This is a genomic window from Acidimicrobiales bacterium (assembly GCA_025455885.1).
Taxonomy (GTDB): Bacteria; Actinomycetota; Acidimicrobiia; order Acidimicrobiales; family Acidimicrobilacustridaceae; genus Rhabdothermincola_A.
The window spans coordinates 91,300-103,365 of record JALOLR010000004.1 but is presented as its reverse complement, the minus strand read 5'-3'; the positions used below and the strand labels follow the sequence as shown (position 1 = coordinate 103,365).

At 73.0% G+C, this 12,066-nt stretch carries 7 protein-coding genes; 5 read left to right on the top strand and 2 right to left on the bottom strand.

Annotated elements, in window-relative coordinates; genetic code table 11:
• Window positions 1-16: 16 nt before the first annotated feature.
• The gene (locus MUE36_04780; protein MCU0310242.1) at window positions 17-610 is read right to left on the bottom strand and encodes a YdeI/OmpD-associated family protein; all 594 of its coding nucleotides are present in this window, start codon (window positions 608-610) and stop codon (window positions 17-19) included.
• A gap of 139 nt (window positions 611-749) precedes the next feature.
• Between MUE36_04780 and MUE36_04775 the strand changes: the two genes are divergently transcribed.
• The 5 genes from MUE36_04775 to MUE36_04755 all read left to right on the top strand — a co-directional run bounded on the left by MUE36_04775 (window position 750) and on the right by MUE36_04755 (window position 10,572).
• Window positions 750-2,405 carry an Ig-like domain-containing protein gene (locus MUE36_04775; GenBank protein ID MCU0310241.1) on the top strand — a complete coding sequence of 552 codons (1,656 nt, stop codon included), beginning with the start codon at window positions 750-752 and terminating at the stop codon, window positions 2,403-2,405.
• A gap of 142 nt (window positions 2,406-2,547) precedes the next feature.
• Window positions 2,548-7,074: a glutamate synthase-related protein gene (locus MUE36_04770; GenBank protein MCU0310240.1), complete on the top strand. Its 4,527-nt coding sequence runs from the start codon at window positions 2,548-2,550 to the stop codon at window positions 7,072-7,074.
• A 19-nt stretch (window positions 7,075-7,093) separates the two neighbouring features.
• Window positions 7,094-7,621 (top strand): DoxX family membrane protein, encoded by a 528-nt coding sequence (locus MUE36_04765; protein ID MCU0310239.1) that lies wholly within the window; start codon window positions 7,094-7,096, stop codon window positions 7,619-7,621.
• Between the two features lie 12 nt (window positions 7,622-7,633).
• A complete protein-coding gene (locus MUE36_04760) occupies window positions 7,634-8,218 on the top strand; it encodes a DUF4190 domain-containing protein (GenBank protein ID MCU0310238.1) in 585 nt (194 codons plus the stop codon).
• A 77-nt stretch (window positions 8,219-8,295) separates the two neighbouring features.
• Window positions 8,296-10,572 carry an aconitate hydratase gene (locus MUE36_04755; GenBank protein MCU0310237.1) on the top strand — a complete coding sequence of 759 codons (2,277 nt, stop codon included), beginning with the start codon at window positions 8,296-8,298 and terminating at the stop codon, window positions 10,570-10,572.
• An 80-nt stretch (window positions 10,573-10,652) separates the two neighbouring features.
• Here MUE36_04755 and MUE36_04750 read toward each other — a convergent pair whose 3' ends face one another.
• Complete coding sequence (locus MUE36_04750) at window positions 10,653-12,056, bottom strand: HAD-IB family hydrolase (protein ID MCU0310236.1); 1,404 nt, start codon at window positions 12,054-12,056, stop codon at window positions 10,653-10,655.
• Window positions 12,057-12,066: the final 10 nt, after the last annotated feature.

The window sequence follows — 12,066 nt, the reverse complement described above, 5'->3', positions numbered from 1 at the left end:
CGGGAAGCCCCGATCGTCAGGCCTTTCGGGGCCACTGGTTGGCGCGCTCCCGGCGGGCGGCCAACTCGGCGGTCTCGGCCACGCGCTTCGCCCGGGTCTCGGGCTTCTTGGCCTGCACGATCCACTCGAGGATGCCCCGCTTGGCCGATCGCGGGAAGGCCTCCCACTCGTCGGCCGAGCCCGGATGCTCGACGAAAGCGGCGGCGAGATCCGACGGCACGACCAGGTCCTCGACGTCGTCGAGCTTCGACCACGACCCGTCAGCCCGGGCCGCCGCCACCACCGCTGCGCCGGCGGGGGCCATCCGGCCCTCGGCCTCCAGTCGCGCCACCCGCTCCTTGTTCGGCCGCGACCATGCCGATCCCGGCTTGCGGGACGCGTACCAGAGCATCGACCGGTCGTCGTCGAGCGTGCGGGGCACGCTGTCGACCCACCCGAAGGCCAGCGCCTCGCTGACAGCCTCGTCATAGGCCACCGCCGGTCGACCCGTGTGCTTCTTCCACGACACGAACCACGCGCCGACGCACGAGTCGTGGTTGGCGGCGAGCCATTCGCGCCACTCGGCGCGTGTCTCCGGATGGACCCGCAACGCGTCGTCGAGCTTGCCCACGCCGGGGAGGGTAGCGACGGGCGACCGGCACGAGGGTGCCGGGGACGACCCGGCGCCGCCTGCGAGACTCCCCGGCACCTGTCGCTCGCTGCTCGCTGCTCGCCGCGCCACCGCCACCCGCCACCGCCACGGAGGACCGATGTCCCGTCGCCCCGCCCCCCGCTCCATCGCCGCGGTCGCCGCGATCGCCGCGATCGCCGTCGCGCTGATCGTCGTCGGCCTCCACGGGCCGAGCCTCCCGGGCGCGCTGGCCGACGACGCCCCCGCGCCGGGCGCACCGGCCGCCGGGGATCCGTGGATCATCTCCCTCGGCGACTCCTACATCTCCGGCGAGGCCGGGCGGTGGGCCGGCAACACCTCGAGCCTCCCCGAGAGCGCCAACGACGCCCTGGGACCGACGGCCTACTTCGACAACCCGACCGACACGGGCGAGCTGATCCCCTTCTGCCACCGGTCGAAGTCGGCCGAGGTGCACATCAACCCCACCAACACCGTCAACCTCGCCTGCAGCGGGGCCGAGACCGTCACCTACACCGACAGCGACGGCCACTTCAAGCCCGGGATCGACTTCTACGACGACGGCGCCGGCAAGCAGGGCCAGGCGCGCCTGCTGCAGGAGGTGGCCTCCGGGAAGGACGTCGGGCTGGTCGTGCTCTCCATCGGCGGGAACGACTTCGACGTCTCGGGCATCGCCACGGCCTGCGTCGAGGACTTCCTGGAGTCGATCTTCTCGAACTCGTACTGCCACACCGACCCTGCGCAGCAGGCCAAGGTCGCCCCGGCGGCGGCGGCCCGGGTCGAGGATGCGATCGTCGGGGCGATCGCCAACATCCGCACGGCCATGGCCAACGCCGGCCACGGCGCGTCGGACTACACGCTGGTCGTGCAGGACTACCCGCAGCCGCTGCCCAACGGCAGCAACTTCCGCTACCCGGAGACCGACGCCCGTCAGACCACCGGGGGCTGCGGCTTCTGGAACGTCGACGCCAACTGGATGGTCAACGACGTCCTCGGCGTGGTCAACGCGACGGTCCGGGCCGCGGTCGCCCGGGCCGAGGCCGACGGCGCCATCGTCTCGTTGGAGGTGAGCCCGCTGCTCGAGCAGCGCCGGCTCTGCGAGAACGGCGTGAACCAGCTCGAGGCGGGCGGCGTGACGAGCTGGACCGCCACCGGCGCCGAGAACCTCACCGAGTGGGTCAACGAGATCTACATCGACACCGTCGACACCTCGCACTTCCAGCAGGAGTCGCTCCACCCCGACTACTGGGCGCAGCTCGCGTTGCGCAACTGCCTCCGCCAGGTCTGGAACGACGGCTCGCCGAGGGGCGGGACCTGTGTCCGTGGCGTGGGGTTGAACGCCCGCGACGAACCGAACGTCTCGCTCGAGCAATCGGCCCGCCCGACGACCCCGACGACCGGCGCCGAGCGCTACGAGGTGGTCGGCGCCACGACCGTCGAGGCCCCCGGGGTCCTCGGCAACGACCGGGGCGAGGGCCTCCTCGTCCCGGGAGCGGCGGCCATGGCCGACGGGGCCACGATGTCGGCCGAGGGTGCCGACCTGCGCATCGCGTTGCCCCCCGACGGCGTCACCGCCCGCCTCGTGGCCGGTCCCGCCCACGGCACGCTGGAGCTGCGATCCGACGGCAGCTTCACCTACGTGGCGAACCCCGGCTACGCCGGACCGGACAGCTTCACCTACGTCGCCGCCGACTACTACGGGACGAGCGCCCCCACCACCGTCGAGCTCGTCGTCACGGTCGACCCGATCCGGACCCAACCCCGCTTCACCGGATGAATCCGACGGCATGGCGATCGCCGCGATGGGTAGGGTGACCATCTCCCGACAGGGGTCGTAGGGGCAACGAAGCCTCGCCACCAACGGCGATGGAGCTCCCCGGTCAGGGCTCGACCGATCCACGACGCACTGGAGGCCCGCCATGCGCGAGCTCGATGCCTGCGGCATCGGCTTCGTCGCCGACGCCGAGGGACGCCCCTCCCGCTCGATCGTCGCCGCCGCCCTGGACGGACTGGCGAACGTCAAGCACCGGGGGGCGGTCGCCGCCGACGCCCGGACCTCCGACGGCACCGGGTTGCTCACCACGATCCCGCCCGCCGTCTTCGGCGCAGGAACCGGCGTGGCCGTCCTCTTCGTCCGCGGACCCGATCCGGCCGCGACGGTGGCCGGCCTCCTGGCCGAGGAGGGCCTCGAGCAGGTGGAGTGGCGCACCCCGCCGACCGACGACGCCGCCCTCGGCGATCTGGCCCTGCGCACCCGGCCGACCATCGTGCAGGTGGTCTTCCGTCCGACGGACGCCACCACGGTGACCCTCGCCGAGCTGGCGCCCGCCGAGGAGGGCGACCCCCACTTCACCGCCACCGACGAGGAGCTCGAGCGCCGCGCCTTCCGGCTGCGCCGTCGGATCGACGCCGCCACCGAGGGCACCTACGTCGCGTCGTGCTCGTTCCGGACCGTCGTCCACAAGGGCCTGGTCGCCGCCGACGCGCTCGCCGACTTCTACCTCGACCTCGCCGACGAGCGCTTCACCTCGCCCCTCGCCATCTTCCACCAGCGGTTCAGCACCAACACCCTGCCCACGTGGGAACGGGCCCAGCCGTTCCGGATGCTGTGCCACAACGGCGAGATCAACACCATCGACGGGAACCACAACCGGATGCGCTCCCGGCGCCGCCTCGGCACCGTGGCCGCCGGGCTCGGGCCCGAGGAGCTCTTCCGCCCGGTGCTCGACCCGAGCGGCAGCGACTCCGCCCAGCTCGACGAGGCCGCCGAGCTCCTCGTCCGCGGCGGACGCAGCGTGAGCCACGCGCTCGCCATGCTCGTGCCCGAGGCGTGGGAGGAGACCCGCGACCTCGACCCGGAGGTCCGGGGCTTCTACGAGTACCACTCCGCGCTGATGGAGCCGTGGGACGGCCCGGCGGGGGTGATCTTCACCGACGGTCGGCGGGTGGGCGCCACGCTCGACCGCAACGGCCTGCGCCCGCTGCGCTACGCGGTGTGCGAGGACGGCTTGGTGGTCTGCGCCTCGGAGATGGGGGCCGTCGACACGACCGGGCACGGCAGCGTCGACCGCGGCCGGCTCGGACCGGGCCACATGCTCGTCGTGAGCCCGCGGTTCGGCATCGTGCGCAACCACGCCGTCAAGGAGCACCTGGCCACCGCCCAGGCGCCCTACGCCGCCTGGGCCGGCGACGGGTTCCACGGCCTCGACGCCGGGGCCCCCGTGGCCGAGCCCCCGTCCGACCTGCTCGTCCGCCAGGCCGCGCACGGCTACACCAAGGAGGAGCTGGCCATGGTCCTCAAACCCATGGCCGCCGACGCCTACGAGCCGACCTTCGCCATGGGCGACGACTCGCCGCTGCCGCCGATGGCCGGCCGCGCCCGGCCCGTCGCCCACTACCTGCGACAACGCTTCGCCCAGGTCACCAACCCACCGATCGACCCGCTGCGCGAGCGGTTGGTCATGAGCCTGCGCACCCTGATCGGTCCCCGGGCCCCGCTGCTGAGCGAGGACAGCGAGGTCGCCCGCCTCCTCGTCCACGAGTCGTTCTTCGTCTACCCGTCGGCCGTCGAGACCCTCCTGCGCCGCGACGTCAACCCGTTCGTCACCGTCAGGCTCGACACCACGTTCGACACGGCGGGAGGTCCCGACGGCCTCCGGGCCGCCGTCGATCGCCTGGCCGACGAGGCCGACCGGGCCGTCGTCGACGGGGCGGCGGTGGTCGTCCTCGACGACGTCGGCATCGGCCCCGGCCGGGCCCCCGTCCCGTCGCTGCTCGCCCTCGGCGCCGTCCACCAGCGCCTGACGAGCACCCGGCGCCGCTCGGACGCCAGCCTCGTCGTCGTGGCCGACGACGCCCGCGACACGCACTCGGTCGCCGCGCTCGTGGGCTACGGCGCCGACCTCGTGTGCCCCCGCCTCGCGCTGCAGACCGTGGCCGCCGAGGCCGACGACGCCGACGACGGCGACCTCGTGAGCTCCGAGGCCCAGGAGCGGTTCCGGGCCGCCGTCGAGGCCGGCGTCCTCAAGATCCTCTCCAAGATGGGGATCTCGACCGTCGACTCCTACCGGGCCGCCCAGGTCTTCGAGGTCGTCGGGCTCGCCCCGGAGGTCGTCGACACCTGCTTCACCGGGACCGCCAACCCGGTGGGCGGGATCGGCTGGCGCGAGCTCGGCGAAGACGTCCTGCACCGGCACACCGAGGCCTGCACGCCAGACGAACCGGTCCTCGACTCGCCCGGCTACTTCCGGGTCCGCAAGGGCGGCGAGTACCACGCCCACTCCAAGGAGGTCACCGAGGCCCTGAACGTCCTCACCCTGTCGACCGAGACCCCACCGCTGTCCGAGCGCGACCCGCAGGCGGTCGACCAAGCCGCCGCCCACCTCCTCCAACGGGCCATCGCCGGCGAGAGCTACGAGCGCTACGGCGACTTCGTGCGCCTCGTCACCGAACGTCCGCCCACCGAGCTCAACGACCTGCTCGAGTGGACGGCCCTCGGCCCACCGGTCCCCCTCGACGAGGTGGAACCGGCCTCGGCGATCGTCCGGAGGTTCTCCACGGGGGCGATGTCGCACGGGTCGCTGTCGAAGGAGGCCCACGAGACCCTCGCCCAGGCCATGAACCTCATCGGCGGGAAGTCGAACTGCGGGGAGGGCGGGGAGGACCCGGCCCGGTTCCACACGCGGGGCGCGGGGCGCGACGACACGAACTCCCGGATCAAGCAGGTGGCCTCCGGGCGCTTCGGGGTGACCCCGGCGTACCTGGCGCACGCCGACGAGCTGCAGATCAAGATGGCCCAGGGCTCCAAGCCCGGCGAGGGCGGCCAGCTCCCGGGCCACAAGGTGTCCGCCGAGATCGCCCGCCTCCGCCACACCCAGCCCGGGGTCGGGCTCATCTCCCCGCCCCCCCACCACGACATCTACTCGATCGAGGACCTGGCCCAGCTCATCTACGACCTGAAGCAGGTGAACGCCGCCCAGGTGTCGGTGAAGCTGGTCTCGACCGACAACGTCGGCACGATCGCCGCAGGTGTGGTCAAGGCGCTCGCCGACGTGGTGCACATCTCCGGCGGGAACGGTGGCACCGGCGCCAGCCCGCTGTCGGCCATCAAGCACGCAGGGATGCCCTGGGAGACCGGGCTCGCCGACGCCCAACGGGCCCTGGTCGACAACGGGCTGAGGGGCCGCGTCCGCCTGCGCGTGGACGGCGGGTTCAAGACCGGTCGCCACGTCGTGCTCGCCGCGCTGCTCGGCGCCGACGAGTACAGCTTCGGCACCGCGGCGATGATCGCCGAGGGCTGCATCATGCTGCGGGCCTGCCACCGCGACACCTGCAAGCCCGGCGTGGCCACCCAACGACCCCACCTACGGGCCAACTTCACCGGGACCCCGGAGGGCGTCGCCGCCTACTTCCTGTTCGTGGCGGAGGAGGTCCGCCACCACCTCGCGGCGATCGGTGCCCGGACCCTCGACGAGGCCATCGGCCGGGTCGACCTGCTGCGCAGGCGACCGACCGGCGACCCCCGGGCCGACCGGATCGACGTGTCGTTCCTCACCCGGGCCCCCGACCACCACGACGAGCCCCGTCACTTCGTCGAGCGCGTCGCCCTCCAGGACCCGCGCGCCGACCTCGGGGACCGTCTTCTCGCCGACGCCTTCCGGGCGGTGTGGGACGGCGACGACGTGACCCTCTCCTATCGCATCACCAACCGTGACCGGTCGGTCGGCGCCGCGCTGTCGGGCGCGCTGGCGCTCGAGTTCGGGGCCCTCCCGCCCCGGGGGACGGCCCGGGTGCACCTGCGCGGCTCGGCGGGGCAGAGCCTGGGGGCGTTCCTCGCCGCCGGCGTCGAGCTGACCCTGGTCGGAGAGGCCAACGACTACGTGGGCAAGGGCATGGGCGGGGGTCGGATCGTCATCCGGGCACCCGAGGACGACGCCACCCTGCTCGACCGCCGCCACGCCGGCTCCTCGACGGTCCTCGCCGGCAACACGTGCCTGTACGGGGCGACCGGCGGCGAGCTGTTCGTCGCCGGCGCGGCCGGTGAGCGCTTCGCGGTGCGCAACTCCGGCGCCCTGGCCGTCGTCGAGGCGGTGGGCGACCACTGCGCCGAGTACATGACCGGCGGGACCGTGGTGGTCCTCGGACGCATGGGCTACAACCTGGGAGCCGGGATGACCGGGGGCCAGGTCCTCGCGTGGGACCCGGTGCCCGAGCGGGTGCTGAGCCGAGTCAACCCGGGGCTGGTCGAGGTCGTGCGGCCCGATCACGACGCCTTCGAGGAGCTCCGCCACGTCATCGAGCGCCACCTCGACCTGACCGGCTCGAGCCGCGCCGAGGAGCTGCTCGCCAGGTGGGACGACGAGGTCGAGCACCTCTGGCACATCCTCCCCCGGAACCGGGCCGAGGCCCTCGCCGACTCCGCGGCACGGCGGGTGGCCACCGCCTGATCGACGCGAGACTGCGCCGATGACGATCGCCGGCATCGCGTACACCGCTGCCGTGGTGGTCGCGACGGTGTTCGCACTCGCCGGGGTCGCCAAGCTGCGCGACCCGGAGGGCACCGCCACGGCCTTCGACGCGATGGGCCTGCCCCGGCCGAGGACGATGGCGCTGTTCGTTCCGCTGGCCGAGCTGGCGGTGGTGGCCCTGTTGCTCATCGTCCCCTCGGCGGGTGGCGTCGGGGCGCTGGTGACCCTGGCCTTCTTCACGGTGTTCCTGGCCGGACGTCTCCGGGCGGGCATGCACACGCCGTGCGCCTGCTTCGGCTCGTCGCGGCGCGACCCCTTGTCGTGGGTGGCGGTGGCCCGCAACGTCGGCCTCGCGGTGCTGGCCGCGGCGGCCCTGGGCACCGATCGCCCGATCCGCCCGACCCCGCCCGACCTGGTGGTGGTCCTGGCGCCGGTCGCCCTGTCGGTGGGGGCGCTGCACCTGGCCCGACGCCGAGGTGCCCCGCCGGCTGCACCGGCCTCCGGGCCCGGAGCGCCGACCCGGTAGCCTCACCGGCGCATGAGCGACGACCCTCGCACCGGAGCCGATGTCCCCCGGGACCCGTGGGGGAACCCCCTGCCCCCCGAGGACCGGCCTCCCGCGAACCCCGGTCCCTCCGACTACCCCCCACCCTTCCCCGGCGACCCCGCCGGCGCCCCGGGCGCCGCCCCTCCCGGCTACAACCCGGCGTGGCCCCCGAGCGCGGCCGCACCGCCGGGGGCCCCGATCCCACCGGGCGTGCCCTCCCAGGGATGGGGCCAACCCACACCGTGGGCTGCGCCGAAGAACGACGGGATGGCGGTCGGGGCCCTGGTCACCGGCATCTTCGCCGCCCTGTGCGGCATCGCCGGGATCCTCGGCATCGTCCTCGGACCGACCGCTGTCACCCTCGGCATCCTCGCCCGGCGCCGCGTGGCCCGCTCGAACGGGACGGTCAAGGGCGAGGGCCTCGCCACGGCGGCGATCGTGCTCGGCGTGATCGGTACCCTCGTCTCGCTGGTGTACGTCATCATCCTCATCAACAACCCGGACCTCATCACCGACATCCTCGACCAGCTCGACACCACCACGACCACCGTGCCGACCGACGGCACCGCCACCTGAGCCGGCCCGGCCGGCGCCCGTTCGCACCAACCGACGAGACAGCGCCCGTCTCCGACGGGCGCGGAAGGCACCGAGACATGGCCGTCGCCGCCAACACCCCGATCGAGCTCATCGAGGACGTCTACGCCTCGCTCCCCGAGCGCCTGGCCGTCGGCCGTCGCCGCCTCGGCCGCTCGCTCACCTTCGCCGAGAAGGTCCTGATCAACCACCTCCGCGACCCCGAGACGGGCGGCCTCGACCGGGGACGCAGCTACACCGACCTCGACCCCGACCGCGTGGCCATGCAGGACGCAACCGCCCAGATGGCCCTCCTGCAGTTCATGACCGCCGGGCTCCCCCGGGTCGCCGTCCCCTCGACGGTGCACTGCGACCACCTCATCCAGGCCAAGGTCGAGGGCCGCCAGGACCTCCGCGTCGCCATCGACGTCAACGCCGAGGTGTACGACTTCCTCGAGTCGGTGTCGGCCCGCTACGGGATCGGCTTCTGGAAGCCGGGCTCGGGGATCATCCACCAGGTCGTCCTCGAGCAGTACGCCTTCCCCGGCGGGATGATGATCGGCACGGACAGCCACACCCCCAACGCCGGCGGGCTGGGCATGGTCGCCATCGGGGTCGGCGGCGCCGACGCCGTCGACGTGATGACCGGCTACCCGTTCAACGTGCGCTGGCCGAAGCTCATCGGCGTGCACCTCACCGGCGAGCTCAGCGGCTGGTCGGCACCCAAGGACGTCATCTTGAAAGTCGCCGAGATCCTCACCGTCAAGGGCGGGACCGGCGCCATCGTCGAGTACTTCGGCCCCGGTGCCGAATCCATCTCGTGCACCGGCAAGGCCACGATCTGCAACATGGGGGCCGAGATCGGCGCCACCACCTCGCTGTTCCCCTACGACGCCGCCATGGCCCGCTACCTGAAGAGCACCGGGCGCGAGGCGATCGCCGACGCCGCCGACTCGGTGGCCCACGACCTGCGGGCCGACGACGACGTGCTCGCCGACCCCCGCGCCTACTTCGACGAGGTCATAGAGATCGACCTGTCCGAGCTGCGCCCCCTCATCAACGGCCCCCACACGCCCGACCGGGCCCGACCGCTGAGCGAGCTCGGCGCCGAGGCCCGCGCCGAGGGCTGGCCGATGGAGATCTCGGCAGCGCTCGTGGGCTCGTGCACCAACTCCTCCTACGAGGACATCAGCCGCGCCGCCAGCATCGCCCGCTTCGCCGTCGACCGGGGCCTCGAGATCAAGACCCCGCTCCTCGTCACCCCGGGGTCCGAGCAGGTCCGGGCCACCATCGAGCGCGACGGGCTCCTCGCCGACCTCCAACAGCTCGGGGCGACCGTGCTGGCCAACGCCTGCGGGCCGTGCATCGGCCAGTGGTCGCGCAGCGACGTACAGGAGGGCGACACCAACGTGATCGTCAACTCCTACAACCGCAACTTCCCCAAGCGCAACGACGGCCTCGCCTCCACGTTGTCGTTCGTCACCTCGCCCGAGACCGTCATCGCCCTGGCCCTCGCCGGCCGCGTCGACTTCGACCCGGTCACCGACACGCTCACCAGCCGGACCGGCGAGCAGGTCCGCCTCGAGGTCCCCGTGGGCGAGGAGCTCCCGGCCAAGGGCTTCACCCCCGGCGAGAGCGGGTTCATCTCCCCGCCCGAGGACGGGTCCTCGGTCGAGGTGCGGGTCTCGCCGGACTCCGACCGCCTCCAGCTCCTCTCCCCGTTCGCGGCCTGGGACGGCGAGGACTTCGTCGGCCTCCCCATCCTCATGAAGGCCAAGGGCAAGTGCACCACCGACCACATCTCGGCGGCGGGCCCGTGGCTCAAGTACCGGGGCCACCTCGAGAACATCTCCGGCAACCTCTTCATCGGCGCCGTCAACGCGTTCACCGACGAGGTGGGCGCCGGCAAGGACCAGCTCGACGGCCGGACCAAGAGCTTCCCGGACATCGCCGCCCACTACCACGAGGCGGGCCAGCCGTGGATCGCCATCGGTGACGAGAACTACGGCGAGGGGTCGTCTCGCGAGCACGCCGCGATGGAGCCGCGCTTCCGGGGCGCCCGGGTCGTGTTGACCCGCAGCTTCGCCAGGATCCACGAGACGAACCTGAAGAAGCAGGGCGTGCTGCCGCTGACCTTCGCCGACCCGGCCACCTACGACCTCATCGACGAGGACGATCGGATCAACGTGCTCGGCCTCGCCGACCTGGCCCCCGACACCCCGGTGCGCTGCCAGATCGTCAAGCCCGACGGCACCACGATCGACTTCGAGGGCCTCCAGACCATGAACGACGAACAGATCGGCTGGTTCAGGGCCGGCGGCGCGCTCAACATCATCCGGCAGCGCCAGGGCGTCTGAGCGCGGACCCCGGCGGACCCCGGCGGGGCCGGTCGGCCAGGTCACGTCAGGCCGGTCGCGTCAGGTCGGGCCGCGTCGGATCAGTCCGGGGGCAGCGCCCGGAGGACCTCGTCCTCCGTGGGCTCGTGGGCCTCGCGGGCCTCGGGCGGGAGGAGGTCGACGATGGCGGCCATGATCGCCTCGGTGTCGGCCCCGGGGTCGGCGAGGCCCAACCCGACCGGCGGTCCGAGCCGGACCTGCACCGCCGGCGGGTCGAACACGTTGAGGACGTTCGGGACCCGCGCATGCCGGGGCCACACCTTCTCGGTGCCCCAGAGACCCATGGGGATCACCGGCACGGCCACCCCCTCCTCGGCCATCTCGGCGGCCAGGCGGGCGGCCCCCCACCTGCCCTTCAGCACGGGATCGAAGAAGTCGCGACCCCGGGGGATGGTGCCCTGGGGGAGGATGGCCACGATCTCCCCGGCCCGCAGGCAGGCGGCCGCCTCGAGCAGGGGCTCGTCGGAGCCGGTGCCGCGCTCCACCCGGATGCCGCCCATGGCCCGGGCGATGTCGCCCACCACCGGGGCGTCGAACACCTCTTTCTTGCCGAGGAAGCGGATCGGACGACCACGCCGGGCGGCGGCGTAGCCGACGGCGATCGGGTCGAAGAAGCTGCGGTGGTTCGAGCACAACAGCGCCGGCCCCTCGGCGGGGAGGTGCTCGACACCCTCGACGTCGATGCGCACGTAGGGCATCAGCTCCCGGCGCAGGAAGGGGAACGCAGCCGTCTGGGGTTCGATGCCGAACACCTTCGGGACGCCGGGCGGGGCGTCGAGGAACTGCACCGGCCATCGGCGCAGCACCGCCACCGCGGCCAGGCGGGGGTCGGGGTTGACCACGACGGGCCGACCGACCGCCTCGAGCAGCGGCAGGTCGTAGTAGCTGTCCGAGTAGGCCCAGCTCTCGGCGAGATCGACCTGGTTGGCCGCCGCCCAGGCCCGTACGACGGCGAGCTTGCCCTTGCCCCACACGAACTCACCGTCGAAGGTCCCGTCGTAGCGGCCGTCGGTGCCGACCCGGTAGCGGGTGGCCAGCACCCCGTCGAGGCCGAGGCGCTCGGCGAGGGGCTCCACGATGTCGAACGGGGTGGTGGTGGCGAGCAGGACCGGACGGTCGGCGGCCTGGTGCTGGGCGATCACGACCCGGGCCCAGGGTTGCACCGCCTCGGCCAGCTCCTCGGCGGCATGACGTCCGGCCTCGCGGGTGACCTCCCGGTCCCAGCCCCGCGCCGCCCGGACCGCCTGGCGGGTGAGCATCATCGACGGGCGGATCTCCCCGATCAGGTCGAACAGGCCGAAGAGCAGGCCCTCGCCGGGGATCGACCGCTCGGGCATGAGCCCGGAGCGCCGCAGCGCCGCCGAGATGACTGGGCCGCTGGCGCCGCGCAGCAGGGTGCGATCGAGATCGAAGAAGACCGCCCCGCCGCGATCCGTCACGTCCATGGCGGCACCG